The sequence below is a fragment of the Streptomyces sediminimaris genome, from assembly GCF_047049295.1.
In the GTDB taxonomy this organism is placed as follows: domain Bacteria; phylum Actinomycetota; class Actinomycetes; order Streptomycetales; family Streptomycetaceae; genus Streptomyces; species Streptomyces sediminimaris.
In genome coordinates this window covers 1,077,918-1,102,852 of sequence record NZ_JBJWOT010000001.1, presented here as the reverse complement: position 1 = coordinate 1,102,852, position 24,935 = coordinate 1,077,918, and the positions used below count along the sequence as shown (strand labels likewise).

Genomic DNA, 24,935 nt, shown 5'->3' with positions numbered 1-24,935 from the left:
GAGCAGCAAGGAGCCACGGCATGAACTACCAGCCCACCCCCGAGGACAGGTTCACCTTCGGCCTGTGGACCGTCGGCTGGCAGGGGAGGGACCCGTTCGGCGACGCCACGCGGCGTGCCCTCGACCCGGTCGAGACGGTGCAGCGCCTGAGCGAGCTCGGCGCCCACGGTGTGACCTTCCACGACGACGACCTGATCCCCTTCGGGTCCTCCGAGACCGAGCGCGAATCGCACATCAAGCGCTTCCGCCAGGCTCTCGACACGACCGGCATGGCCGTGCCGATGGCCACCACCAACCTCTTCACGCACCCCGTCTTCAAGGACGGCGCGTTCACCGCCAACGACCGTGACGTGCGCCGTTACGCGCTGCGCAAGACGATCCGCAACATCGACCTCGCGGTGGAACTGGGCGCCAGGACCTATGTCGCCTGGGGCGGCCGCGAGGGCGCCGAGTCCGGTGCCGCCAAGGACGTCCGCGCCGCCCTCGACCGCATGAAGGAGGCCTTCGACCTCCTCGGCGAGTACGTGGTGTCCCAGGGCTACGACCTGCGTTTCGCCATCGAGCCCAAGCCGAACGAGCCCCGCGGCGACATCCTGCTGCCCACCGTCGGCCACGCGCTCGCCTTCATCGAGCGCCTGGAGCGCCCGGAGATGTACGGCGTCAACCCCGAGGTCGGCCACGAGCAGATGGCCGGACTGAACTTCCCGCACGGCATCGCGCAGGCCCTGTGGGCGGGCAAGCTCTTCCACATCGACCTCAACGGCCAGTCCGGCATCAAGTACGACCAGGACCTGCGCTTCGGCGCCGGCGATCTGCGCGCCGCGTTCTGGCTCGTCGACCTCCTGGAGAGCGCCGGTTACGACGGTCCCCGCCACTTCGACTTCAAGCCGCCGAGGACCGAGGACCTCGACGGCGTGTGGGCGTCGGCCGCGGGCTGCATGCGCAACTACCTGATCCTCAAGGAGCGTGCCGCCGCCTTCCGCGCCGATCCGGAGGTGCAGGAGGCCCTGCGTGTCTCGCGCCTGGACCAGCTCGCCCAGCCGACGGCCTCGGACGGGCTGCAGGCACTGCTCGCCGACCGCGGCGCCTTCGAGGAGTTCGACGTCGAGGCGGCCGCCGCACCCGGGATGGCCTTCGAGCGCCTCGACCAGCTGGCCATGGACCATCTGCTGGGGGCCCGGGGCTGAGTGCACGCGCGCGTGCCCGCCCGCGCGGTCCGCGCGAAGTGCACGCGCGCGTGGGGCACGCCCGTAGGGCCTGAGCGATACCCGTACGGAATGCTCCGGAACGGTGCGGTCCGTGGCATGGACCGGTACCGACGTCCGTACGGGCGTCGCCCGGCGCCCGACGCGTGGCGACCGTGGCCGGTATGGCCATGCCATGCGTACCGCCTCCGCCACGCCTACCGCCTCCGCCGCCCGGACCGCCGGGTGACACGCCGCCGCCCGGCGGTTCCGGACCGCACCACGGCCACTACGGCCACTACGGCCACCACGGCCATTACGGCTCCGGACACGGAGCAGGAGGAGGTCACGGGACCGGAGAAGGGTTCGGCCCTCCTCCGGGAGGCGACGAGCCGCCCGCCCACGGCGGCCACGACGGTTGGCAGCCGCCGCCGGAACCCTCCGGGAGGCCGCGCGGTCCGCTCGTCCTCGTCCTGGTCGTCCTGGTCGTCCAGGTCGGCCTGGTCGTCCTGGTGGCGGTCGCGGCTGTGGTCGCCGTCGCCCTGATGGCCTCCGGCAACGGCGGCTCTCCCGGCGGGAAGTCGCCCGCCGGGACCGGCGGCGCCACCACCACCGGACGGCCGTCCTCGCCCTCGCCGAGCATCCCGACCGAGCTGCCGGGCGAACTGCCCGGCACGCTCCCGTCGGAGCTGCCCGGCGAGTTGCCGAGCGGGTCGGAGTCGCTGGTCCTCCCTGGGTGACGCCGGAGCGCCGTGACCGCCGGACCGGTGTCGGCGGTCGGACGCGGTGTCGGCGGTCGGACGCGGTGCCCCCCGGCCGCACGCCTCAGCCGGGGTCCTGACCCAGCACCGGCTCCAGTGAGGCCAGAGCCGTCGCCGGGTCCTCGCAGGCCGCTCCGGCGGGCACCCAGTGGCCCCGCTCCTTCCGGTACGGCCACCAGCGCCCGTCCCGCCCCAGACGCAGCTGGGCCGGTGCGCCGACGACCGTCCAGCGGTTGCCCCTCGCCCGCAGGGAGGGCCGTTCGTCCTCCTCCCAGGCCGACTCCAGCGCGGCACGCGCGCGTGCGAGCGTCTCGCCCGCGGGGGGCCACTCCTCCTCAAGGACGAACAGCGCGGCGGCGCCTCCGAGGTCCCACGCGCGCGTGGCCCGCTCCAGCCCCTCCCGGTCTCGTCCCGACCCGGCTGCCAGCCGGTCCGCCACAGCCGGACCGGGCGTTCCCGCCGCGAGCCGCACGGCATCCTGGGACACCGCCGACGCCGCTTCCGCGTACGGCTGCTCCTGCTCGCCGCGGAGCACCCGGGCGAGCAGACGCCGCGCCTCGGCGGCGGTCCGGGCGGCCAGATGGCGCAGTGCGGCCGGGTCGATGCCCGGTGCGGGCGGTGTTTCGGTGTCCAGGGACGGCGGCCGTCCGGGTTCCCGGGGAAGTGCGGGGAGGTCGGGCAGGGGCGGGATGATGTCCCCGCTCCGGTACGCCTCGGTGGCATCCACCCCTTCCGGGCCGGAGTGCACCTCGGCGTTCCTGGTGCCGCGTGCCTCCACCTCGTCGAGCAGGGCGCGTTCGCCCCGTCCGCGCATCAGCAGCAGCACGAACGGGTCCCGGTCCAGCAGCCGCGCCACCTGGTAGCACAGGGCTGCCGTGTGCCCGCAGTGGTCCCAGGCGTCGCAGTCGCACTCCGGCTCCAGATCACCCATGCCCGGCAGGAGTTCGACGCCCGCGCTCGCCGCGTCCTCGACCAGGTGCGGCGGCATGTCCCGGTCCAGCAGCGCCGCGACGTGGCCGGCCCGTTCGGTGGTCAGGTCCAGCAGGCGGTCCCACTGGGCGTCGTCCAGCTCCGCCAGCAGGACGTCGGCCCGGTGCGCCGTGCCGTCGCGGTCCTGGACCAGGGCGGTGATGCGCCCCGGGCGCACGGACACCGCGCCCACGGCTCCCGCGCGCGCGAGCCTGCGGCCCGCCTCGAGCTGGCGCGAGTCGAGCGCGGTCTCCTCCAGGGCCCTCAGCCAGGCCCGGCCCCACCACGTCTCCGCGAAGCCCCGGCCGCCCGCGGGCGGCAGCGCGGTGAACGTGCGCTCCGTGTCCCGGTCCTTCGTCATGCGCCACCTCGCAGTTCCACCCATTCGGCCAGCTCCGAGTCGGTCAGCTCGGTGAGTGCCGCCTCGCCCTGGCCCAGGACCGCGTCGGCCAGCTCCCGCTTGCGTCCGAGCATGTCGGCGATGCGGTCCTCGATCGTTCCCTCCGCGATCAGACGGTGCACCTGCACGGGCCGCGACTGGCCGATGCGGTACGCGCGGTCGGTGGCCTGCGCTTCGACAGCGGGGTTCCACCAGCGGTCGTAGTGCACGACGTGCTCGGCTCGCGTCAGGTTCAGCCCCGTTCCCGCGGCCTTCAACGACAGCACCAGCACGGGGACTTCACCGTCCTGGAACCGCCGCACCATGGCCTCGCGCTCGGCCACGGGTGTCCCGCCGTGCAGGAACTGCGAGCCGATGCCGCGAGCCGTCAGATGGCCTTCGATGATGCGCCCCATGCGCGCGTACTGTGTGAAGACCAGAACGCTCGCCCCCTCGGAGAGGATGGTGTCGAGCAGTTCGTCCAGCAGTTCCAGCTTCCCCGACCGGCCCGCGACGCGCGGCCGTTCCTCCTTGAGGAACTGCGCCGGGTGGTTGCAGATTTGCTTCAGGGCCGTCAGCAGCTTCATGATCAGCCCGCGCCGCGCCATGCTGCCGGCACCCGAGATCTCCGCCAGTGTCTCGCGCACCACCGCCTCGTACAGTCCGGCCTGCTCCTTGGTCAGGGACACCGCGCGGTCGGTCTCGGTCTTCGGGGGCAGCTCCGGTGCGATCCCCGGGTCCGACTTGCGGCGCCGCAGCAGGAACGGCCCCACCAGACGGGCGAGCCGTTCCGCGGCGGCCGGGTCCTGACCGCCCTCGACGGCCTGTGCGTACCGTGTGCGGAAGGTGTCGAGCCGGCCCAGCAGGCCCGGTGTCGTCCAGTCGAGGATCGCCCACAGCTCCGACAGGTTGTTCTCCACCGGGGTGCCGGTCAGCGCCACGCGCGCGCGTGCCCCGATGGAGCGCAGCTGGCGCGCCGTCGCCGCGTACGGGTTCTTGACGTGCTGTGCCTCGTCGGCCACGACCATGCCCCAGGACACCTCGGCGAGCCTGGGGGCGTCGAGGCGCATCGTCCCGTACGTGGTGAGCACGAACTCCCCGTCGGCCACGGCGTCCAGGTCGCGCCGCGCTCCGTGGAAGCGGCGTACGGGTGTGCCGGGGGCGAACCTCTCGATCTCGCGCTGCCAGTTGCCCATCAGCGACGTCGGGCACACGACGAGCGTGGGACCGGCCGTCGGCGCGTCGCCCTGCCGGTGCAGATGGAGCGCGATCAGGGTGATCGTCTTGCCGAGGCCCATGTCGTCGGCCAGGCAGCAGCCGAGGCCCAGTGACGTCATCCGGGCCAGCCAGTTCAGGCCACGTCGCTGGTAGTCCCGCAGCGTGGCCGCGAGGCCGTCCGGCTGGGCGACCGGCTCCTGCGCCTCGGGGGACGCGAGCCGCTCTCCGAGGGCCGCCAGCCACCCCCCGGGGTCCACGTCGACCCGATGGCCGTCGACCTCCGCGGAGCCCGTCAGCGCGGCGCCGAGCGCTTCCACGGGGCTGATCTTCCGGTCCCGCCGGGCTCGGGCCCGGTGCACCTCCCGGGGATCGACCAGGACCCAGCGGCCGCGCAGGCGCACGACCGGCCGGCCGGCCTCGGCGAGGCGGTCCAGTTCCTCGCGCGTGAGCTGCTCGTCGCCCAGCGCGAAACGCCAGTCGAAGGCGAGCAGCGCGTCGGCGGACAGGAACGCGGGGGTGTCCGGGGCGGCTGCTGCGTCCGCCGGCTCCCCGCCCGGCGGACCGATCACGGCGCGGGCGGTCAGCGTCCGGAACAGCTCCTTCGGCCAGTGCACGTCGATCCCGGCCTCGGCGAGGGCCCGAGCGCCCTGTCCGAGGAGCTCGGTGACCTCCTCGTCGGCGAGTTCGACGGCGTCCGGCACGCTCTGTGCCAGCAGTGGCGTCAACGCCGGCCAGGAGCGGGCCGCCCGGCGCAGCGCGAGCAGGGCCTCCACGCGCGCGGGTGGTCCGAAACCTCCGCCTCCCGAGTCGCCCCAGACCTCGGAGGCGTCCGCCACGAGCGCCGGGTCGTGCACGCTGTGCATCTGCGGCACGGCCCGGAACCGCACCGCGGCGTCGTCCTGCCCCGCGTCGGCGAGGCCGGGCACCTCGATCCGCAGCGACAGCCGTACGCCCGCGTCGTGACCCGCGGCGACATCGGCGGCCCACGCGCGCTGTTCGGGCATGTGCAGCGGCTCCGGCGCCGCGTAGGCAGGCCCGCCCGTCACCAGGAAGGCCGCCGGGGACCGGGGGAGGGAGTCGGCCACCGCGTCCAGGAAGGCGCGCAGCAGCCGCTCCGGTTCGGGCAGCCGTGGCGGCCCGGTGGCAGCCAGCGGCACGGCGTGCGCCTCCGGCGGCATCGAGGCGGCCAGTCGACGCACGCGCTCGATGTCCTCCAGGGGCAGCGGACCGACGCGCCAGGCGTCGTGATCGGAAGGGGAGAGCCCGGGCAGCAGCAGCCCGCGCGCCACGAACTGCAGGGCCAGCAGGCCGGCCGCGCCCCAGAAGACGGCGCTCCGGTGTCCGTCCGCGTCGGTGCGCGCACGCGTGAGGAGCGGCAGCGCGGCCCGCACCGGCAGCAGGGCCGCGGCGACCTCGACCACGTCGACGCGGCCGTCACGGTCGCCGCGGGGCAGCACGACGCCGAGATCCTCGACGGATCCGGCCGCGACGGACGCAGGGACGCCGCCGTCGGGCCGCCAGAACGCGACCCGGCCGGTGCGAGCGGGATCGCCGGGCAGGAAGACGGCGCAGCAGCGGGCGAGGCCGGGGACCTCCGAGACGTCGGAGGGCGTTGCCGCGGGGAACGTATGCACAGCGAAGCGCACTCCTCAAATTTGACTACTGAGCGTCCGGGCCGCCGAGGGTACAACAACGAGGCCCGTGATGGGCGGTCGCACGGACCGCCGTCGCCGATGGCCCGTCGCCGATGGCCCGTCGCCGATGGCCCGCCGCCGGGGGCCCGGCCCCGGGGGCCGGGCCCTGGGGGTGCTGCCAGCCCCCCTGCGCGCCACAGGCTGGCCCCCGGCCCTTCCCGGGGGGTGGCGTCATGGCCTCCGAAGGTCGTCGATTCGTACGTTTGCTCAGGTCAGCCCGTTGCCCGAGAAGCCGGAGACCGGACATGCCCGAGCTCACCACAGCCGTAGCCGAATCGCCGCGGAAAGCCCGCGACGCCCCGCCCGGTGGAAGCGAGTTCGCACCCCTCCTGCGCGTGGTCCGGGGCCGGGGTCTCCTGCGACGGCGCCCGCTCTGGTACGCCCTCCGCATCGCCACCAACGCTCTCGCGCTGGCCGCCACCGTCACGGGCGTCGTCCTCGTCGGCGACTCCTGGTGGTCACTTCTGCTGGCTCCGCTGCTGGCGGTGTTCTGCGCGCGCACGGCCTTCATAGGCCACGACGCCGGCCACTCCCAGATCACCACCGGCAAGCCGGCCGCCCGGATGATCGGCCTGATCCACGGCAACCTGTTCCTGGGGATGAGCTACGCCTGGTGGAACGACAAGCACAACCGTCATCACGCCAATCCCAACCACATCGACAAGGATCCCGACGTCGTCGCCGACGTCCTGGTGTTCACCGGTGAGCAGGCCAGGGGGCGGTCCGGATTCAGGCGCTGGCTGACCCGCAACCAGGCGTGGCTCTTCTTCCCGCTCACCCTTCTCGAGGGCGTCGCCCTGAAGGTGCACGGCTTTCAGGACCTGCGCCGGCAGTCTCCCCGGGAGCGAGCGCTGGAGGGCCTGCTGCTCGTGATCCATGCCGCCGCCTACGCGGCCTTGCTGCTCACCTCGCTGTCCCCGGCCAAGGCGCTCGTGTTCGCCGCCCTGCATCACGCGCTGTTCGGCCTGCACCTGGGGCTGGCCTTCGCCCCCAACCACAAGGGCATGGAGATGCCCGATCCGGACGGCGAACGATGGGGCCATCTGCGCCGGCAGGTCCTGACCTCGCGCAACATCCGTGGCGGTGTCCTGACCGACTGGTTCCTCGGTGGCCTCAACTACCAGATCGAGCATCACCTCTTCCCCAGCATGCCCCGGCCCCATCTCCGTCTCGCCCAGCCACTGGTGCGCGCATACTGCCTGGAGTTGGGTATCTCCTATGCGGAGACGGGGCTCGTCGACTCCTACCGGCAGGCACTGCGTCATCTGCACGAGGTGGGAGAGCCGCTGAGGGCCGAATGACCCGGTGGCGGGCTCTCAGGGATGAGTCGGGGTCGCGTGTCAGGGACGTCTCAGGGTCGCGGTCAGGAACCGCCGGAGGCGCGGGCCCGTTTTCAGGACAGAGAGCGGCAGTGGCCGCGAAGGAGGCGACGCACATGTCGAAGAACGCGAAGATCGCCGCGGGGGGTGTGGCGGCCGGGATCATCCTGCTCATCTGGCTGCCCTGGTGGGCAGCGCTCCTGATCATCCTGGGAGTGCCGGCCGCCGCGTACCTCACCCTGGACCCCTCACAGCGGCGCAGGCTGCGCCGCGTCACCCGCAAGGAACTCGGTCGCTGACCGTCTCACCGCGGGACCGGCCGGGTCGGAGGCATCCGCCGGCCGGGAGCACGTCCGCAGGGTCACGCATGGCTGCTCAGGCGCGGGGCCGTGCGTGAAAGCCTCTACGGAGGGGGGAAACGGCCGGGGGACGGCGACGTCGCGCTGAGCGCCGAGGAGCCGGCCGGGAGGGCCGGAGGCGGCACGGACGTCGTCCCGACCGCCCGGCCCGTCCGCGCGGGGACGTCAGAGGGGACGTACGGCCATCTTCTCGAGCGCGTCCAGAAGACCGGGCAGCTCCGGCCCGCGTCCGACCGGCAGTACCTCGCCGGGTTCCGCGTCGAGCAGCACGAACGCGATGTCGTCGGTCCGGGCCACGAGCGACCAGCCCGGACCGTCGGCACGCAGTGTCCGCGCGTCACCCGGGGCGAAGGACGACCGGACGCGGCCGAGCGGCGGCGGCGAGTCCACATACGCGCGTGCTTCGGCGAGCACGCGCCGCACTCCGCCGTGCTCCTTGGACCCCTTCGCCCGCCCCTCCTGCTCGGCGTGATCACCGTTCACGGCATCGTCGGCGTCCGCGGCGGAGGCGAAGGCCTGGTCCGGACTGCCGGGACTGTCCGCGCCGTCCTCGCTGTTCGGGCCGCTGTCCGGATTCAGGAAGTCGGTGTCGTTAATCTGCTCCCGCCAGATCGCCCACTGAAGCGCGATCTCGTCGGCGCCCAAGCGCCGTTGGGCGGGCCCCCACGTGCTGGTGTCCGGCGGCGTCAGCGGCGGGCCGTCCGCGACCTCGGGGCCGGGGTCGTGCGGCGCGGGCACGTTGGGAGCGGCGACGGCGACCGCGAGGGGCCAGCCCGGCAGCGCGGCCACGACAGACCGCTCGTCGGGTGAGAGGTCGTACTCCATCCCGCAGTCCCAGGAGGCGATGGCGACCGCGACCAGGGAGACGTCGTCGACCACGACGGTCCACCGGGCGCCGTCGCCGTCCTGGCCGAGCACCAGGCCGTATCCGTCGGCGAGCGGCGCGAGGCCGAGCGCCGCACAGGCCTCCGGGTAGTCGTCGCCGAGCACGCTCGGAAACTTCGCCGGCGTCAGAAGTACCGCCGTGAGCACGTAAAGCGCCTCGTCCGCGGCGGTGACGGCGTCCTCGTCCGTCCCGGCCATGCCAGCCTCCCCATCGATGTGTCCGAACGCGCGCACCCTAGTGCGAGCGGAAGCAGCTTGTCACGACTCACGGGAACACGTGGACCTGCAGTTTTCCGACTGGACGGGGCGAATCGACCACCTGTGCCCCCGCGTTTCTCAGGCCGCCGGGAGCCCCAGCAGCGCACGGGCCACCGTCCCCGGGGACTCGTCGCGCTCCCGCGCGAGCGCGATCACAGCCCTGCAGGCCAGCTCGTTGACCCCGAAGGACAGGGCTTCCGGCGACACCCAGCCCGCCGCCTCGTCGATGCGGGCCTGGTCGTCCTCCGCGCAGGCCGAGACGTACGCGGCGGCGGCTTCGAAAAGATTGTGTGTACGTTTGTCCCGGCCATCGCCCGGAGCCGCGCGAACGGCGTGGAGCAATCTCGCACAGAACTTCCGCACCCTGCCCAACATGCTGACCACCTTCCCCCTGCGTGGTTGCCCGCGGCCGACCGCTCCATCGTTCATCTCCTGCTACTCAACCTAGAGTTGGAGTTCCGGCGGCAGAAGAGGGACGCGACGGTGAAGGGAAGTGGATCAGCTGCTCAGTGCCGCGATCGTCTCGCGCGGCCGGGTGGGTCCGGGCCGGGACGTCGCGCGCGGGCTCGCGGAGGCCGGCCCCCCCCGCGGGCGGCGACCGTGCGGAGGGCCGGCCCGCGCACACCGCACCGGTCGGCCGCCGGTCCGCGGCACGGCTCGATCCCGCCCGTGCGGGAGCCTCCTCGAAGGGCTGCTGGTCGACCGCGGGGACCTCCCGAAGGAGCCGGCGGTGAACTCTGTGGCCTGCGAGGCCGTGGAGGCGTCTGGTGTACGCGTGGTGACGGTGCCTGTGCGGGCCCGCAGCGCCGTGTCAGGCGACCCGGCGCCTTCGTGGCGGCCGCCGCGGGCCGGTGCCGAGGATCAGCCCTCCCGCACGGCCAGGGCCAGGAAGCGTTCGTCCTCGTCGGCGTAGGACGTCATGCGCCAGCCCGCGGTGGCCAGCAGTGGGCGCAGATTGGGCTCCGCCCGCAGGTCCTGCGGTGAGATCCGGCGGCCTTGCCGCGCCGCCAGCGCCGCCCGGCCGACCGGGTGGAACAGTGCCAGCATGCCGCCCGGGCGGACCACCCGGGCCAGCTCCCGCAGGTTCTCGGCCGGTTGCGGCAGGTGCGCGATGAGGCCGGCGGCGAACACGGCGTCGAGCGAGTGCGACCGCAGCGGCAGCGCGGCCACGTCGGCGAGCAGCAGCTGCCCGTCGCCGTCCCTCTCGGCGCGTACGGCGGCCCGCAGCATGGCCGGGGTGAGGTCGGCGCCGACGACGACCCCCGAGGCCCCCACGGCGGCACGCAGCGGCGTCAGTGCCCTGCCGGTGCCGCAGCCCGCGTCGAGCACCCGGTCGCCCTCGCGCAGTCCCAGATCGGCGACCGCGGCGGCGTAGGCCGGGCCGTCGTCGGGGAACCGGCTGTCCCAGTCGGCGGCACGGGCGCCGAAGAACTCCCGGACATGTGTGTGGTCGTCGCTCATGTTCCGCATGATCCCTCACCGACACGGATGACGCCGCGGTGCACACGTTCGAGCGTGACGCGGTCGTTCAGTTGCACCTGAGTGCCATCTTCCAACATCTTTCGAAATGTGCCCCCTTGTGGCGCCCCTGGCGGGTCTAGCGTCCCGGGGCCATGGGACACCTGGACCACGGCTGCTGGACGACCTGGTGACGCGCGTACGGGAGGCGCGGCGCCCCGTGGCGCTCTCCGGCGACGGCCTCGCGGCGGGCGCCACGGGCGATCTTCGCCGCGGGGACGCGGAACACCTCGTCGGCGTGCCTCCGGCTTCCCCGGTCTCGGCGAGGGAGCCGGACGGCCCTTCGGCGTCGGCGGGGTGCGCCGGAGCCGCACACCGGTGCGCCGCGGCCGGGATCGGCCACGCGCGCGTGGCGGGCGGCCAGTGGTACGACGGCGGGGCCGGGCCGCCCGCTTCCCGGGGAGCACGTGCCGCGCGCCGTGGTCGACGCCGTGGTCGGAGGGCCGCCGCGCCCTCTGCGGTGGGCAGGTCAGCCGACCCCGCGGTGACGGGTCTGCCGGCGAGGCCGCGGGTGTTGTGGACGGAGAGCGCGCAGCCTTCGGCCCGGTCCGCACAGAAGGCGACGAAGTCGTGAAGTCGTCCAGTCGCGCCGGCTCTTGCCGGCACTCTCGAGAGAAGTGATCGATGGTCTTCGGGCACTCTGACGCGTACGGCGGCGAGACGGCTCCGCTGGCGCTGAAGATTCTGGTCGCCGGCGGGTTCGGCGTGGGCAAGACCACCCTGGTGGGGGCGGTGAGCGAGATCAGGCCGCTGCGCACCGAGGAACTGCTCAGTGAGGCCGGCCGGTCGGTGGACGACACGGGCGGTGTGGGCCGGAAGGCGACCACGACCGTCGCCATGGACTTCGGCCGCATCACCGTCCGGTCCGGCCTCTCGCTGTACCTCTTCGGCACGCCCGGCCAGGACCGCTTCTGGTTCCTGTGGGACGAGCTGGCGCAGGGCGCGCTCGGCGCCGTGGTGATGGCCGACACCCGACGGCTCGCGGACTGCTTCCCCGCGGTCGACTACTTCGAGCACCGAAACATCCCGTTCGTGGTCGCCGTCAACTGCTTCCCGGGTGCCCGCACTTACGAGGCCGAGGACGTCTCCCACGCTCTCGATCTCGCCGGCGGGACGCCGGTGGTGCTCTGCGACGCCCGTGACCGCGCGTCCGGCAAGGAGGTGCTGACCAGCCTCGTCGAGTACGCCAGCCGGTTGCACACCGCCCGGCTGCTCAACTCGGTCTGCTGACGGACCGGTCTGCCGACGGATCGGTAGGTTGACGGACCGGTCCATTCGGCCGGCCCGGCCGGCCCGGCCGAATGGACCGGCGGCTTCCCGGCGGGCAGGCGCGTACAGCAACCGAGGTTCAGTCGGCGACGCCCTTCATGGACAGGACCTGGTCGATCGCCACACGGACGAGGAGTTCCCCAGGTACGCCGTTGCGTTCGCCGAACTCCTCGGCGCGATCCTCACCCATGTACCGCGCGCCGATGCGGGCGGCCCAGTGCCTCAACTCCCCGGGATCCTCCGAGATCCGGGCACGGCCGTGCAGCACGACGAAGTCGAAGGGCGGCCGGTCGTCGTCGACACACAGGGCGACCCGGCCGTCACGGACGAGGTTCCGCCCCTTCACGCTGGCGCCACCGGTGTTGAACACGAGATCGCCGCCGTCGAGCACGAACCAGATCGGCGTCACGTGCGGACTTCCGTCCGCCCGGACCGTCGCCAGCTTCGCCGTGCGGGTGCCGTGGGCGAGGAACGCCCGCCACTCTTCCTCGGTCATCTTCTGAGCCATGCACCTATCCTCCTTGCCCGTGGGCCGGTGGTGGTGAAGGCTGGCGGGAGATCCTCCGGCCAGGGGGAGTCGTCACACGGGGAGACCGGAACATGGCGCAGAACCGGGGACTGGACTGGTTGCTGGACGATCTGACCGAGCGCGTCGAACATGTGCGTCACGCCTTGGTCCTGTCCAACGACGGGCTGGTGACGGGAGCGAGCACGGGCCTGCGGCGTGAGGACGCCGAGCATCTCGCCGCCATCTCGTCCGGACTGCACAGCCTGGCCAAAGGCTCGGGACGTCACTTCGGCGCGGGCAGAGTCCGCCAGACGATGGTGGAGTTCGACGACGCGGTGCTCTTCGTCACCGCCGCCGGAAACAGCAGCTGCCTGTGCGTGCTCGCCGGTTCGGAGGCCGACATCGGCCAGATCGCCTACGAGATGACGCTGCTCGTCAACCGGGTCGGGGAGCACCTCGAGGTGGAGACCCGGCAGCCCGAGGGATTCCCGACCACAGACTCCTGACCTGCCTTTTCACCGTCTCCCGTGGAGTTGTCCACAGGCCCGCCACACGATCCGCCGAAGCGGCTACGGTTTTTCCAGAAGCCACGCGAACGGCGCGGACCGCACATTTCACGGGGGAGACCGGCCATGTCGGGCAACACTGCCACACCGGCGCACAGCACCTTCTGCACACCGAGCCGGGCAGCGCGTGAGCTGGGGCTCAGGCGGGGAGAGTTCGACCTCGCCGTGAGCCTTGGACACGTCCGTACCGTGCTCGACGAGGGGGGCGGGGGGCCGCGAGTCGCCCGCGCCGAGATCGATCGGCTGCGCGCCGAGGAGGGATTCCCCGAGACGCTGAAGAAGCGCGTCGAGGCCGTGGGCACCAGGGAGGGCGCGGGTCTGCTGGCGGTGTCCCACGGCAGGTTCACCAGACTGGCCCGGCTCGGCGTCGTCGTTCCGGTCCGCTTCTACCTCAACCGCTACCGGGCCGTGGTCTGGCTCTATCTGGCCGAAGAACTACGGCAGTTCCTGGCCGACGAGACCAACGCGCCGCTGCTGGGCGGTCGTACGCCTCCGGATCTGCGGGAGCACTTGGCGGCGGGGCTGGATCTGCGGCCCCGGACCTGGCGGGGCCGCCACCTGGGTCTTCTGCGACGGCAGGCCGGCGAGCATCCATGGGCGTGCGCGGCGGCCGTGGCCTCGCTGCTCGACGCCGTTCAGGTGGCGGAGATCGTGCCGGACCCTTACGAGCGCGCCCACTTGAACCGGTTCCGGCCCAGGCCGCCCGGGTACGGCGCACCCGGCTCGCCCACCGCGCAGCTGGCCGAAAGCCTCACCGTGGCGCGGGATCCGGACGAGATCGGCTGGCTGCGAGCCGACCTCGCCCAGGCGGTGAGCGATGCGCGCGCACTCCAGCCGGCGCCGCGCCCGGCTTCCGGATCACGCCCGACGCCGACACCGTCGTGCACGGCTCCCGCACCACCGCGCCCGGCGCCCGCTCCCACCCCGGACCACGACCGACCGGTCCCCGAGGGACCACCACGTTCACGGGGCCTGCTGCGCTGGCTGCGTCGCGGCACCGACTGAGCTACAGAGCCCGGAACAGACCTTCCTGGACCACGGACACGAGCAGCCGGCCCTCCACGTCGTAGATCCGGCCGCGGGCAAGACCCCGGCCGCCGGTGGCGATCGGCGACTCCTGGTCGTAGAGGAACCACTCGTCCGCACGGAAGGGCCGGTGGAACCACATTGCGTGATCGAGGGAGGCCATGTCGAAACTCCGCGGCCCCCACAGGGGTTCGATCGGGAGGCGGACCGCATCCAGCAGGGTCATGTCACTGGCGTAGGTCAGGGCGCAGGTGTGCACCAGTGGTGCGTCGCCGAGCGGTCCGACCGCGCGCATCCACACGGCGCTGCGCGGCTCGGCGTCCTTGACCTCTTCGGGGGTCCAGCGCAGCCGGTCCACGTACCGGATGTCGAAGGGCTGGCGCCGGGCCATCCGCTCCAACTGCTCGGGCAGCTCGCCCAGATGCTCGCGGACCTCCCGCATCACCGACGGCAGCGACTCCGGATCCGGGACCTTGCGGGCCGGCGGCAGCTGGTGCTCGAAGGGTCCTTCCTCAGGCTTGTGAAAGGAGGCGGTGAGATTGAAGATTGTGTGGCCCTGCTGCACGGCGGTGACCCTGCGGGTCGTGAACGACCTGCCGTCCCGTACCCGTTCCACCTGGTACACGATGGGCACGCCGGGCCGGCCCGGGCGCAGGAAGTACGCGTGCAGCGAGTGCACCGGACGGTCGTCGTCCGTGGTGCGTCCGGCAGCGACCAGTGCCTGGCCCGCCACCTGGCCGCCGAAGACACGCTGCAGGGACTCCTGCGGGCTGCGGCCACGGAAGATGTTGACCTCGATCTGCTCCAGGTCGAGCAGGTCGACGAGGCGCTCGGCCGGGTTCGTCATGCGCGGGTCTCTCCTTGGCTCACAGCTGGCCGACATCGGTGACGCGGATGACCGCACGGCCCTCCGCGTCCGAGGCCGCGAGGTCGACCTCCGCGCTGATGCCCCAGTCATGGTCGCCGTTCGGGTCGGCGAACGTCTGGCGAACGCGCCACAGACCCTGCTCCCGGTCCTCCTCGATGCGCAGCAGCTTGGGGCCGCGGGCGTCGGGGCCGGTGCCCAGGTCCTCGTACTCGTCCCAGTACGTGTCCATCGCCTCGCCCCACGCGTCGGCGTCCCAGCCCGAGTCGGCGTCCAGCTCGCCCAGCTCCTCGACCTGGTCGAGTGCGGCGAGCTCGACGCGGCGGAACATGGCGTTGCGGACCAGGACCCGGAAGGCGCGGGCGTTGCTGGTGACGGGCTTGACCTCGTCGGCCTTCTCCTGGGCCTCCTCGGCGGTCATCTCCTCCGGGTTGGCGAGCTGCTCCCACTCGTCGAGCAGGCTGGAGTCGACCTGGCGGACCATCTCGCCGAGCCACTCGATCAGGTCCTGAAGGTCCTCGGACTTGAGGTCGTCCGGGATGTTGTGGTCCAGGGCCTTGTAGGCGCTGGCGAGGTAGCGCAGCACGATGCCCTCGGTGCGGGCCAGCTCGTAGAAGGACACCAGCTCCGTGAAGGACATGGCCCGTTCGTACATGTCGCGGACCACGGACTTCGGCGACAGCGGGTGGTCGCCCACCCAGGGGTGGCTCTTGCGGTACGTGTTGTACGCGTGGAAGAGCAGTTCCTCCAGGGGCTTGGGGTAGCTGATGTCCTGCAGACGCTCCATGCGCTCCTCGTACTCGACGCCGTCCGCCTTCATCGCGGCCACGGCCTCTCCCTTGGCCTTGTTCAGCTGGGCGACGAGGATCTGCCGCGGGTCGTCCAGCGTGGACTCCACGACGGACACCATGTCCAGGGCGTAGGAGGGCGAGTCGGGGTCGAGGAGTTCGAACGCCGCGAGGGCGAACGTGGACAGCGGCTGGTTCAGCGCGAAGTCCTGCTGCAGGTCCACGGTGAGGCGGACGATGCGGCCCGTGGCGTCCGGCTCGTCGAGCTTCTCGACGATGCCGCCGTCCAGCAGGGAGCGGTAGATGGCGATCGCGCGCCGGATGTGCCTGAGCTGCTGCTTGCGCGGCTCGTGGTTGTCCTCCAGCAGGTGCCGCATCGCCTCGAAGGCGTTGCCCGGGCGGGCGATGACGGACAGCAGCATCGTGTGTGTCACCCGGAAACGGGAGGTGAGCGGCTCCGGGTCGGAGGCGATGAGCTTCTCGAAGGTGTTCTCCGTCCAGCCGACGAAGCCCTCCGGCGCCTTCTTGCGGACGACCTTGCGGCGCTTCTTCGGGTCGTCGCCCGCCTTGGCGAGCGCCTTCTCGTTCTCGATGACGTGCTCCGGCGCCTGCGCGACGACGTATCCCGCCGTGTCGAAGCCGGCCCGGCCTGCGCGCCCGGCGATCTGGTGGAACTCACGGGCGCGCAGTGTCCGGACGCGGTTGCCGTCGTACTTGGTCAGCGCCGTGAACAGCACGGTGCGGATGGGCACGTTGACGCCGACGCCGAGCGTGTCCGTGCCGCAGATGACCTTCAGCAGGCCCGCCTGGGCGAGCTTCTCCACCAGGCGCCGGTACTTGGGCAGCATGCCGGCGTGGTGCACTCCGATGCCGTGCCGGACGTAGCGGGAGAGGTTGCGGCCGAACTTGGTGGTGAAGCGGAAGTTGCCGATCAGGTCGGCGATCTGGTCCTTCTCCTCACGCGTGCACATGTTGATGCTCATCAGCGCCTGTGCCCGTTCCACGGCCTGCGCCTGCGTGAAGTGCACGATGTACACCGGTGCCTGCCTGGTCTCCAGCAGCTCGGTCAGCGTCTCGGTGAGCGGGGTGAACTTGTAGGAGTAGGAGAGGGGAACCGGACGGGTCGCCGAGCGGACCACCGCGGTGGGGCGGCCGGTGCGGCGGGTGAGGTCCTTCTCGAACATCGAGACGTCACCGAGCGTGGCGGACATCAGGACGAACTGCGCCTGCGGCAGCTCCAGGATCGGGATCTGCCAGGCCCAGCCGCGGTCACCCTCCGCGTAGAAGTGGAACTCGTCCATGACGACCTGACCGATGTCCGCGCCCTTGCCGTCGCGCAGCGCGATCGAGGCCAGGACCTCGGCGGTGCAGCAGATGACGGGTGCGTCGGCGTTGACGGACGCGTCGCCGGTCAGCATGCCGACGTTCTCGGTGCCGAAGAGCTTGCACAGCTCGAAGAACTTCTCCGAGACCAGCGCCTTGATCGGAGCCGTGTAGAAGGTGACCTCGTCCCGTGCCAGCGCGGCGAAGTGCGCACCCGCCGCGATCATGCTCTTGCCGGAGCCGGTGGGCGTCGACACGATCACGTTCGCACCGGAGACCACCTCGATCAGCGCCTCCTCCTGGTGGGGATAGAGCGTGAGACCGCGCTCCTCGGCCCACGACTCGAAGGCCTCGTAGAGAGCGTCGGGGTCGGCGGTCGGCGGCAACTGATCGATAAGGGTCACGCACCCATCTTGCCTGGCGTCCTCCCTCATGGGGGAATCGGTTGCCGGAACGAAGATCACCACCAGTACGCTGAGACGCCGACGGAGCGTCAACGCACCCTGTCAACCGGACAGCGGCACAGAAGAAATGGGGCGGGTAACGGCCATGATGGGACCAGCACACTCACTCTCGGGCGCCGCGGCCTGGCTCGGGGTCGGTGCGGCGGCCGCCGCGGCCGGGCACCCGATGCCCTGGCCGGTCCTCCTGGCCGGCTCTCTGATCTGTGCCGGAGCCGCGCTCGCCCCGGACCTCGACCACAAGGCGGCCACCATCTCGAGGGCCTTCGGTCCTGTCTCGCGCGGCCTGTGCGAGATCGTCGACAAGCTCTCCTACGCCGTCTACAAGGCGACGCGGAAGCCGGGCGACCCGCGCCGCTCCGGGGGCCACCGCACCCTCACCCACACCTGGCTGTGGGCGGTCCTGATCGGTGCGGGTACGTCGGTCGTCGCCATCACCTGTGGCCGCTGGGCGGTCCTCGCCATCCTCTTCGTCCACATGGTGCTGGCCATCGAGGGCCTGCTGTGGCGGGCGGCCCGGGGTTCCAGCAGCGATGTGCTGGTCTGGCTGCTGGCGGCGACCAGCGCGTGGATCCTCGCCGGGGTGCTGGACAAGCCGGGCAACGGCTCGGACTGGCTGTTTTCGGAGCCCGGCCGGCCGTACCTGTGGCTGGGGCTGCCGATCGTGCTGGGTGCGATAGTGCACGACATCGGGGACGCGCTGACGGTCTCCGGCTGCCCGATCCTGTGGCCGATCCCGGTGGGCCGCAAGCGCTGGTACCCCATCGGCCCGCCGAAGATCATGCGGTTCCGTGCGGGGAGCTGGGTCGAGCTGAAGGTGCTGATGCCGGCGTTCATGCTGCTCGGCGGCGTGGGGTGCGCGGCCGCACTGAACTTCATCTGAGAAGCGGGGCCCGCTTCAGCTCCCGCCGCCCGAGCCCTGGCCGGCAGCACCTCCGTAGCGCCGTTCGAACTGGGCGATGCGGCCCTCGCTGTCCACCGTGCGCGCCTTGCCGGTGTAGAAGGGATGACTTTCGGAGGAGATCTCCACGTCCACCACCGGGTAGGTCTCGCCGTCGTCCCAGTCGATGGTCCGGTCGCTGGTCGCGGTGGACCGGGTCAGGAAGGCGTAGCCCGCGGCGCGGTCACGGAAGACCACCGGGTGGTAGTCGGGCTGCTTGTCCTGCTGCATACGTGCTCCTTGGGTGGTGGGCGTCCGGGCCGGCCGGGCAGGGCCGACCGGATGTGGTCAGCCGGACGTGGTCAACCGGAAAGGGTGTCCTCATCGACTACGTGCATCGCCGCCTCCTCGGCGGACGCCGCCGCGCCGTCGATGCCCACGTCCGTGGCGATCAGCGCGCTCTCGTCGTCCTCGTGCGCGCCCTCGTCGGGGGCGACGAGACGGCCGGAGCGGCGGGCACCGACCTCGTTGTCCAGGGGTTCGCCGTCGGAGCCGTCGCAGTCGCCGATGCCGTCGCCGCCGGACACGACGAGTTCGGGCATCTCCTCGGAGAGCCGCTGATCCAGTGTCTCCCCGCGTCTGCCCTCCGCGGCGGTCACGCCGGTGTGCTCCACCGCCCACGGCCTCTCCGGAGGGGACCAGCCGCGATCGAGAGGGTCGTCGACACCGTCGTCGACCAGCGTGTCCTCCGCGTCGAGAATTCCCGAGTCGTCCTGGATCTCGGATCCGTCGGGCTGATAGACGTCGTCTCCCCATCCGTCGGCGCTGTTCACGGGTACCTCCAGTGCTGGGGACGGGCCCGGACCGCGGTGGACGCCGGGCCGTGGCCACGCGGAGCACAGGCTGCGCCCGCACGGAACCGCAGATTCCAGGACGCTTCCCCGAGCCGGTGCCGATATCCAGCCTTCCACCCCTTTTCGGGACCGCGCAACGGCACGGCGGGAGGAGAAAACCGGCAGCCGGGGTCACCCGGACGGAAGGCCCGAGGACCAGGCATGGCCGTGCTCCGTCACCCAGACGTGTCCGTCGTCCGTCACCGCGGTCGACGAATCGGGCGGCCTGCGCGGACCGGTGCGGATGCGGGCCTTGGTGGTGCCCAGGGGGATCTCCTCGGCCGGCCCGTCTCGGCCGCGGTGCAGCCGCCGAGCACCGCGAGTGCGACCGCGGGCCTGTTCGGGCGGAGACAGGCGCAGGGGCCGGGGCGGCGGCAGCGGCAGCCCCGGCTGCGACCGGGCCGGGAGCCGCCGCGCGGCAGCCAAGCCGCCGGGCCGTTGCCCTGGCGGGCGGTTCACCCGTGCCAGGACCGCCACAGCGCCGCATACGCCCCCTCCGCCGCCACCAGTTCCTCGTGGCTGCCGAGCTCCGCGATGCGGCCGTTCTCCACGACGGCGATCACGTCCGCGTCGTGGGCGGTGTGCAGACGGTGGGCGATGGCGACCACCGTGCGGCCGTCGAGGACGCGGGCGAGGGACCGTTCGAGGTGGCGTGCCGCTCGCGGATCGAGCAGGGAGGTCGCCTCGTCCAGGACCAGCGTGTGCGGGTCCGCGAGCACCAGGCGGGCCAGCGCGATCTGCTGGGCCTGGGCCGGAGTGAGGGCCAGCCCGCCCGAGCCTACCTCGGTGTCCAGGCCGTCGTCCAGCGCACGCGCCCAGCCCTCGGCGTCGACCGCGCCCAGTGCCGCCCACAGTTCGGCGTCGACCGCGGAGGCGCGGGCCAGCAGGAGGTTGTCGCGCAGCGAGCCCACGAAGACGTGATGCTCCTGGTTGACGAGGGCCACGTGCGAGCGGACGCGTTCGGCGAGCATCCGCGACAGCTCGGCGCCGCCGAGGGTGATGCGGCCGTCCCGGGGCGCGTAGATGCCGGCGAGCAGCCTGCCCAGTGTGGACTTGCCCGCGCCCGAAGGCCCGACCAGTGCCAGCCGGGTGCCGGGCGCGACCTGGAGGGAGACCTCGCGCAGCACGTCCACGCCCTCGCGGTAGCCGAAGAGCACCCGGTCCGCGTGCACGTCACGGCCCTTTGGAGCCAGCGCCGGCTCGCCGGCGTGCGGCTCGATGTCGCGCACGCCGACGAGCCGGGCCAGCGACACCTGGGCCACCTGCAGCTCGTCGTACCAGCGAAGGATCAGGTTCACCGGGTCCACGAGCATCTGCGCGATGAGCGCGCCCGTGGTCAGCTGCCCCACGCCGATCCAGCCCCGCAGGACGAACACGCCGCCGATCATGAGCACCGAGCCGAGCACGGTCGCGTGCGTGAGGTTGATGACGGGGAAGAGCACGGATCGCAGCCACAGGGTGTAGCGCTCCCAGGCCGTCCACTCGCGCACCCGGCGCTCGGACACTTCGATGCGGCGGTCGCCGAGGCGGTGGGCCTCGACGGTGCGCCCGGCGTCGACGGTCTCGGTGAGCGCGGCGGCCACGGCGGCGTACCCCGCGGCCTCCGAACGGTAGGCGGACGGCGCCCGTTTGAAGTACCAGCGGCAGCCGACCACCAGCAGCGGCACCGCGACCAGCACCGCCGGCGCCAGCGGCGGCACCGTGGCGACGAGGCCGCCCAGCAGCAGCAGCGCCCACACCACGCCGATCGAGAGCTGCGGCACCGCCTCGCGCATCGCGTTGGCGAGCCGGTCGATGTCCGTCGTGATGCGGGAGAGCAGGTCGCCCGTGCCGGCCCGTTCCAGGACACCGGGCGGCAGCCCGACCGACCGTACGAGGAAGTCCTCGCGCAGGTCGGCCAGCATCCGTTCGCCGAGCATCGCCCCGCGCAGCCGTACCTCCCGCACGAACACGGCCTGCACGACGAGTGCGAGGACGAACAGCGAGAGAGTGAGCGGCAGATGGAGCTCCCGCGCACCGTCCGACACCCGCTGCACGAGATCGCCCAGCAGCCAGGGGCCCGCCATCGAGGCGACCACGGACACCGTGTTGACGGCCATCAGGATCGCGAAGGCGCGACGGTGACGCCGGAACAGTTCGGCCACATACGTGCGGACGGTGGCCGGGGCGCCGACGGGCAGCGTGGCCGCCGTCGTCGGGGCCGCCGGGTCGTACGCCGGTGGCGCCACGCCGATCATGCCGACTCCTCGATCTGGTGCAGTTCTTCTTCCGTCTCCCGGGTCACCACGGCCCGGTAGTGGGGCTCGGCGTGCACCAGGTCGCGGTGCACGCCGACCGCCGTGACCTCACCCTCGTGCACCAGTACGACCCGGTCCGCCTGGTCCAGGAGCAGCGGGGAGGAGGTGAACACCACCGTCGTGCGGCCCTCCCGCAGGCGGCGCACGCCTCGCGCGATCCGCTCCTCGGTGTGCGAGTCGACGGCCGAGGTCGGCTCGTCCAGGACCAGTACCTCCGGGTCGGTGATCAGCGAACGGGCCAGCGCGAGCCGCTGCCGTTGCCCGCCGGACAGCGACCGTCCACGCTCGGTGATCCGTGTCCCCATCGGGTCCTCGGCCTCCGGCGAGCCCTGCGCGAGCGCCTCCAGGACGTCCTCGCACTGGGCGGCGGTCAGCGCGTCGCGCGCGGTGACGTCACCCGAGGCGGGGACGTCGAGCAGCTCGCGCAGCGAACCGGACAGCAGCACCGGGTCCTTGTCCTGCACCAGGACGGCCTGGCGGGCCGTGTCCAGCGGCAGCGCGTCAAGGGGGACGCCGCCCAGCAGGACGGACGTGCCCCGCTCCGCCGGGTGTCCGCCCAGCCGCTCGGCCAGCCGCCCCGCCGCGTCCGGGTCACCGCACACCACGGCGGTCAGCCGGCCGGCGGGAGCGAGCAGACCGGTGGTGGGGTCGTACAGATCACCGCTCGGCACGCAGTCCGAGTCGCCGCTCGGTACGCCGCCCGGATCACCACTCGGTACGCCGCCCAGGTCACCGCTCCGTACGCCGTCCGAGTCGTCGCTCGGCACGCCGCCCGAGCGCGCATTCTCTGCCACGCCGTCCGTCCGCACATCACCGCTGTCGGTGGTCCGCTGCAGCGACAGCACGCGCGCCGCACGCCTGGCGGAGGGCCGCGAGAACGAGTAGGCCATCGCGATCTCCTCGAAATGGCGCAGCGGATAGCCGAGGACCATCACCGAGCTGTAGACGGTGACCAGTTCGCCGACCGTGATCCGCCCCTGGCGGGCCAGCTGGATGCCGTACCAGACGACCCCGACCATCAGCAGACCCGGCAACAGGACCTGGATCGCCGAGATCAGGGCCCACATGCGGGCGCTGCGCACGGCGGCGCGGCGGACCTCCTGGGAGGCGCTGCGGTAGCGGTCGAGGAACAGCTCCTCGCCGCCGATGCCGCGCAGCACGCGGAGACCGGCGACGGTGTCCGAGGCCAGTTCGGTGGCCCGGCCCGCCTTCTCACGCTGGAAGTCGGCCCGCCGGGTCGCCCGCGGCAGCAGCGGCAGGGCGGCCAGCGCCACCACGGGCAGGCCCACGGCGACGACCAGGCCGAGCGCCGGCTGGTAGACGAGCAGCGCCACGCAGACCACCACGACGGTGCACGCGGCCGCGGTGAACCGGGAGACGGCCTCCACGAACCAGCCGATCTTCTCGACGTCACCGGTGGAGACGGCGACGACCTCGCCGGCCGCGACGCGCCGCGTCAGCGCGGAGCCCAGTCGGGCGGCCTTGCGGGCGAGCAGCTGCTGCACGCGGGCCGCGGCCGTGATCCAGTTGGTGACCGCGGCCCGGTGCAGGAAGGTGTCGCCGAGCGCGATGCCGGCCGCGGCCAGCACCAGCAGGCCGCCCGCGAGGGCGAGTTGCCCGCCCGAGCGGTCGACCGCGGCCTGGATGGCCACGCCGACGCAGAACGGCAGCGCTGAGACCGACGTGAAGTGCAGCAGGCCCCAGGCCATCGCCGTGAACTGGCCGCCCAGTTGATTCCGGCCCAGCCACCACAGGAACCGGGGTCCCGAGCGCGCGTCCGGGACACCCGGGTCGGGATACGGAAGGTCTTGAATCTGCATGACGGCTGACGTCCCAGTGGCTCGTGTCAGTTGGGTGGCGGGGTCCGCGAACGGCGGTAGCAAACCGTGAAAGGTTCGCCTCGCGACGTGGTCGGAAGCAACAGGTTTTCTGCCGCCGGACCGTACAGAGCCGCCGGACCGCACAGAATGGTGCGATGCGAAAAAATGGCGCATCTCGTACGGCGGTCGCGACGGCGGCCCTCGGGACGCTCCTGGCGCTCACGTCCGGATGCGGCAGCGAACAGCCGGGGAGACAGGGAAACAGGGGAGACAGGGAAACAGGGGAGCCAGGGAAACAGGGGAGAGAAGGGCGCCGTGGGCAGCTTCGCCCTCAGAAGCACGCACACGGCCGACCGCACCCGCTCCGTCCCCGGCATCGGCGGTCGCCTGCGACGCCAAGGGCGGCAGTATCTGGCTGCACATGGACCACGGCAGCGGTACGTCGGCGTGCGTCAGCGTCTCCCGGCCATGGGGTACCTGCTGCTGCGCACTCTCGACCCGGACCTGCATCCGGTGGTGGTGATGGGGGACAGAGCAGACCTGACGGCCTAGGTGTTCTGTCCACGGAGGTTGGTGACAGCGATCACTGACGTGTGATCTTGAAATGGGTGAGGGCCTTCTGGCTCGGTGTGGATTGCGACATCTGCACCGGCGACCAGAAAGGCCCTCATGCCGCACCGTAACGCACCGCTGACCGAGACCGGACGCCTGCGTCTGGCCCGCTGTGTCGTGGACGACGACTGGCCCCTGCGGCGGGCCGCGGAACGCTTCCAGGTCTCCGTGAACACCGCCAAGCGGTGGGCCGACCGCTACCGCCAGCACGGCGAGGCGGGCATGGCCGACCGTTCCAGCCGCCCGCACGCCAGCCCACGGCGGACCCCGACACGTACCGAGCGGCGGATCATCAAGGTCCGCGTGCTGCGCCGCTGGGGACCCGCCCGCATCGCGGGCCTGCTGCGGCTGGTGCCTTCCACCGTGCACCGGGTGCTGACCCGCTACGGCCTGGCCCGCCTGACCCACCTGGACCGGGCCACCGGCCGCGTCATACGCCGCTACGAACGCGCCAGGCCCGGCGAGCTGGTGCATGTGGACATCAAGAAGCTCGGCAACATCCCCGACGGCGGTGGCCACAAGGTCCTGGGCCGCCAGGCGGGCCGCAAGAAGCGTTCCGGCGCCGGCTACAGCTACATCCATACCGCCGTCGACGACCACTCCCGCCTGGCCTACAGCGAAATCCTCACCGACGAGAAGCAGGAGACCGCCGTCGCCTTCTGGCGGCGGGCGCAGGCGTTCTTCGCCTCCTGTGGGATCAGCGTCGAGCGCGTGCTGACCGACAACGGCTCCTGCTACAAGGCCCGTCTGTGGCGCGATGCCCTGGCCACGGCCGGCATCACGCACAAGCGCACCCGCGCCTACCGGCCGCAGACCAACGGCAAGGTCGAGCGGTTCAACCGCACCCTGCTCGACGAGTGGGCCTACGCCCGCCCCTACCGCTCAGAGCAGGAACGACGCGACGCCTTCCCCGACTGGCTGCACACCTACAATCACCACCGCGGACACACCGCGCTCAAGGGTCAGCCACCCGCCAGCCGCGTTCCCAACCTCACGGGTCAATACACCTAGGAGGGTCTTGGCGGTCAAGTGCCGGGCCGGACCGTCGTGTCGGCGAGGCCGCGCCGCTGCCCGACCCGATGG

General features: G+C 72.2%; 21 protein-coding genes. 9 read left to right on the top strand and 12 right to left on the bottom strand.

Going from position 1 to position 24,935, the window contains the following annotated elements:
* Positions 1-20: 20 nt before the first annotated feature.
* Both xylA and ACJ9NR_RS05070 read left to right on the top strand, forming a co-directional pair.
* On the top strand, positions 21-1,187 hold the full coding sequence (gene xylA / locus ACJ9NR_RS05075; protein ID WP_412489538.1) for a xylose isomerase: 1,167 nt from the start codon (positions 21-23) through the stop codon (positions 1,185-1,187).
* A gap of 182 nt (positions 1,188-1,369) precedes the next feature.
* The gene (locus ACJ9NR_RS05070) at positions 1,370-1,924 is read left to right on the top strand and encodes a hypothetical protein (protein WP_412489539.1); all 555 of its coding nucleotides are present in this window, start codon (positions 1,370-1,372) and stop codon (positions 1,922-1,924) included.
* An 85-nt stretch (positions 1,925-2,009) separates the two neighbouring features.
* Here ACJ9NR_RS05070 and ACJ9NR_RS05065 read toward each other — a convergent pair whose 3' ends face one another.
* Entirely contained in the window at positions 2,010-3,275 is a 1,266-nt protein-coding gene (locus ACJ9NR_RS05065; RefSeq protein ID WP_412489540.1) for an SWIM zinc finger family protein, read from the bottom strand.
* Positions 3,272-6,145, bottom strand: coding sequence for an SCO1167/SCO6262 family helicase (locus ACJ9NR_RS05060; RefSeq protein WP_412489541.1), 2,874 nt, complete (start codon positions 6,143-6,145; stop codon positions 3,272-3,274). Before ACJ9NR_RS05060 ends, ACJ9NR_RS05065 begins: the two co-directional genes overlap by 4 nt.
* A 305-nt stretch (positions 6,146-6,450) precedes the next feature.
* Between ACJ9NR_RS05060 and ACJ9NR_RS05055 the strand changes: the two genes are divergently transcribed.
* Together ACJ9NR_RS05055 and ACJ9NR_RS05050 are read left to right on the top strand one after the other, a co-directional pair.
* A complete protein-coding gene (locus tag ACJ9NR_RS05055) occupies positions 6,451-7,506 on the top strand; it encodes an acyl-CoA desaturase (RefSeq protein ID WP_412489542.1) in 1,056 nt (351 codons plus the stop codon).
* Positions 7,507-7,640: 134 nt separating this feature from the next.
* The gene (locus ACJ9NR_RS05050; RefSeq protein ID WP_412489543.1) at positions 7,641-7,823 is read left to right on the top strand and encodes a tail-anchor membrane protein; all 183 of its coding nucleotides are present in this window, start codon (positions 7,641-7,643) and stop codon (positions 7,821-7,823) included.
* Positions 7,824-8,048: 225 nt separating this feature from the next.
* On the opposite strand, the gene ACJ9NR_RS05045 is transcribed toward ACJ9NR_RS05050, so the two are convergent.
* From ACJ9NR_RS05045 to ACJ9NR_RS05035, 3 genes are all read right to left on the bottom strand, one after another.
* Entirely contained in the window at positions 8,049-8,966 is a 918-nt protein-coding gene (locus tag ACJ9NR_RS05045) for a hypothetical protein (RefSeq protein WP_412489544.1), read from the bottom strand.
* A 138-nt stretch (positions 8,967-9,104) separates the two neighbouring features.
* Positions 9,105-9,401 (bottom strand): hypothetical protein, encoded by a 297-nt coding sequence (locus tag ACJ9NR_RS05040; protein ID WP_412489545.1) that lies wholly within the window; start codon positions 9,399-9,401, stop codon positions 9,105-9,107.
* A gap of 486 nt (positions 9,402-9,887) precedes the next feature.
* Positions 9,888-10,487 carry a class I SAM-dependent methyltransferase gene (locus tag ACJ9NR_RS05035; protein ID WP_412489546.1) on the bottom strand — a complete coding sequence of 200 codons (600 nt, stop codon included), beginning with the start codon at positions 10,485-10,487 and terminating at the stop codon, positions 9,888-9,890.
* Between the two features lie 681 nt (positions 10,488-11,168).
* Here ACJ9NR_RS05035 and ACJ9NR_RS05030 point away from each other — a divergent pair.
* Positions 11,169-11,774, top strand: coding sequence for a GTP-binding protein (locus ACJ9NR_RS05030; RefSeq protein WP_412489547.1), 606 nt, complete (start codon positions 11,169-11,171; stop codon positions 11,772-11,774).
* Positions 11,775-11,892: 118 nt separating this feature from the next.
* On the opposite strand, the gene ACJ9NR_RS05025 is transcribed toward ACJ9NR_RS05030, so the two are convergent.
* Positions 11,893-12,321 carry a PPOX class F420-dependent oxidoreductase gene (locus ACJ9NR_RS05025; protein ID WP_412489548.1) on the bottom strand — a complete coding sequence of 143 codons (429 nt, stop codon included), beginning with the start codon at positions 12,319-12,321 and terminating at the stop codon, positions 11,893-11,895.
* 92 nt (positions 12,322-12,413) lie between these two features.
* Here ACJ9NR_RS05025 and ACJ9NR_RS05020 point away from each other — a divergent pair, with 92 nt between their 5' ends.
* Together ACJ9NR_RS05020 and ACJ9NR_RS05015 are read left to right on the top strand one after the other, a co-directional pair.
* On the top strand, positions 12,414-12,827 hold the full coding sequence (locus tag ACJ9NR_RS05020) for a roadblock/LC7 domain-containing protein (protein WP_412489549.1): 414 nt from the start codon (positions 12,414-12,416) through the stop codon (positions 12,825-12,827).
* Between the two features lie 126 nt (positions 12,828-12,953).
* On the top strand, positions 12,954-13,892 hold the full coding sequence (locus ACJ9NR_RS05015) for a DUF6397 family protein (RefSeq protein ID WP_412489550.1): 939 nt from the start codon (positions 12,954-12,956) through the stop codon (positions 13,890-13,892).
* 1 nt (position 13,893) lies between these two features.
* On the opposite strand, the gene ACJ9NR_RS05010 is transcribed toward ACJ9NR_RS05015, so the two are convergent.
* Together ACJ9NR_RS05010 and ACJ9NR_RS05005 are read right to left on the bottom strand one after the other, a co-directional pair.
* Complete coding sequence (locus ACJ9NR_RS05010) at positions 13,894-14,760, bottom strand: acyl-CoA thioesterase (protein WP_412489551.1); 867 nt, start codon at positions 14,758-14,760, stop codon at positions 13,894-13,896.
* A 19-nt stretch (positions 14,761-14,779) separates the two neighbouring features.
* Positions 14,780-17,293 carry a DEAD/DEAH box helicase gene (locus ACJ9NR_RS05005; protein WP_412489552.1) on the bottom strand — a complete coding sequence of 838 codons (2,514 nt, stop codon included), beginning with the start codon at positions 17,291-17,293 and terminating at the stop codon, positions 14,780-14,782.
* Positions 17,294-17,438: 145 nt separating this feature from the next.
* Between ACJ9NR_RS05005 and ACJ9NR_RS05000 the strand changes: the two genes are divergently transcribed.
* Positions 17,439-18,233: a metal-dependent hydrolase gene (locus tag ACJ9NR_RS05000; RefSeq protein ID WP_412489553.1), complete on the top strand. Its 795-nt coding sequence runs from the start codon at positions 17,439-17,441 to the stop codon at positions 18,231-18,233.
* Between the two features lie 15 nt (positions 18,234-18,248).
* Here ACJ9NR_RS05000 and ACJ9NR_RS04995 read toward each other — a convergent pair whose 3' ends face one another.
* From ACJ9NR_RS04995 to ACJ9NR_RS04980, 4 genes are all read right to left on the bottom strand, one after another.
* Positions 18,249-18,521 (bottom strand): type B 50S ribosomal protein L31, encoded by a 273-nt coding sequence (locus ACJ9NR_RS04995; RefSeq protein WP_412489554.1) that lies wholly within the window; start codon positions 18,519-18,521, stop codon positions 18,249-18,251.
* 71 nt (positions 18,522-18,592) lie between these two features.
* Positions 18,593-19,063 (bottom strand): DUF5709 domain-containing protein, encoded by a 471-nt coding sequence (locus ACJ9NR_RS04990; protein ID WP_412489555.1) that lies wholly within the window; start codon positions 19,061-19,063, stop codon positions 18,593-18,595.
* Between the two features lie 515 nt (positions 19,064-19,578).
* Positions 19,579-21,360, bottom strand: a complete 1,782-nt coding sequence (locus ACJ9NR_RS04985) for an ABC transporter ATP-binding protein (RefSeq protein WP_412489556.1) — start codon at positions 21,358-21,360, stop codon at positions 19,579-19,581.
* On the bottom strand, positions 21,357-23,240 hold the full coding sequence (locus tag ACJ9NR_RS04980; RefSeq protein ID WP_412489557.1) for an ABC transporter transmembrane domain-containing protein: 1,884 nt from the start codon (positions 23,238-23,240) through the stop codon (positions 21,357-21,359). Before ACJ9NR_RS04980 ends, ACJ9NR_RS04985 begins: the two co-directional genes overlap by 4 nt.
* Positions 23,241-23,909: 669 nt before the next feature.
* Here ACJ9NR_RS04980 and ACJ9NR_RS04975 point away from each other — a divergent pair.
* Positions 23,910-24,863: an IS481 family transposase gene (locus ACJ9NR_RS04975; protein ID WP_412489558.1), complete on the top strand. Its 954-nt coding sequence runs from the start codon at positions 23,910-23,912 to the stop codon at positions 24,861-24,863.
* Positions 24,864-24,935 lie beyond the last annotated feature (72 nt).

Coding starts and splice junctions, on each gene's coding strand:
- xylA (WP_412489538.1), top strand. CDS start 21: ATGAACTACCAGCCCACCCCCGAGGACAGGTTCACCTTCGGCCTGTGG.
- ACJ9NR_RS05070 (WP_412489539.1), top strand. CDS start 1,370: ATGGCCATGCCATGCGTACCGCCTCCGCCACGCCTACCGCCTCCGCCG.
- ACJ9NR_RS05065 (WP_412489540.1), bottom strand. CDS start 3,275: ATGACGAAGGACCGGGACACGGAGCGCACGTTCACCGCGCTGCCGCCC.
- ACJ9NR_RS05055 (WP_412489542.1), top strand. CDS start 6,451: ATGCCCGAGCTCACCACAGCCGTAGCCGAATCGCCGCGGAAAGCCCGC.
- ACJ9NR_RS05050 (WP_412489543.1), top strand. CDS start 7,641: ATGTCGAAGAACGCGAAGATCGCCGCGGGGGGTGTGGCGGCCGGGATC.
- ACJ9NR_RS05045 (WP_412489544.1), bottom strand. CDS start 8,966: ATGGCCGGGACGGACGAGGACGCCGTCACCGCCGCGGACGAGGCGCTT.
- ACJ9NR_RS05040 (WP_412489545.1), bottom strand. CDS start 9,401: ATGTTGGGCAGGGTGCGGAAGTTCTGTGCGAGATTGCTCCACGCCGTT.
- ACJ9NR_RS05035 (WP_412489546.1), bottom strand. CDS start 10,487: ATGAGCGACGACCACACACATGTCCGGGAGTTCTTCGGCGCCCGTGCC.
- ACJ9NR_RS05030 (WP_412489547.1), top strand. CDS start 11,169: ATGGTCTTCGGGCACTCTGACGCGTACGGCGGCGAGACGGCTCCGCTG.
- ACJ9NR_RS05025 (WP_412489548.1), bottom strand. CDS start 12,321: ATGGCTCAGAAGATGACCGAGGAAGAGTGGCGGGCGTTCCTCGCCCAC.
- ACJ9NR_RS05020 (WP_412489549.1), top strand. CDS start 12,414: ATGGCGCAGAACCGGGGACTGGACTGGTTGCTGGACGATCTGACCGAG.
- ACJ9NR_RS05015 (WP_412489550.1), top strand. CDS start 12,954: ATGTCGGGCAACACTGCCACACCGGCGCACAGCACCTTCTGCACACCG.
- ACJ9NR_RS05010 (WP_412489551.1), bottom strand. CDS start 14,760: ATGACGAACCCGGCCGAGCGCCTCGTCGACCTGCTCGACCTGGAGCAG.
- ACJ9NR_RS05000 (WP_412489553.1), top strand. CDS start 17,439: ATGATGGGACCAGCACACTCACTCTCGGGCGCCGCGGCCTGGCTCGGG.
- ACJ9NR_RS04995 (WP_412489554.1), bottom strand. CDS start 18,521: ATGCAGCAGGACAAGCAGCCCGACTACCACCCGGTGGTCTTCCGTGAC.
- ACJ9NR_RS04985 (WP_412489556.1), bottom strand. CDS start 21,360: ATGATCGGCGTGGCGCCACCGGCGTACGACCCGGCGGCCCCGACGACG.
- ACJ9NR_RS04980 (WP_412489557.1), bottom strand. CDS start 23,240: ATGCAGATTCAAGACCTTCCGTATCCCGACCCGGGTGTCCCGGACGCG.
- ACJ9NR_RS04975 (WP_412489558.1), top strand. CDS start 23,910: ATGCCGCACCGTAACGCACCGCTGACCGAGACCGGACGCCTGCGTCTG.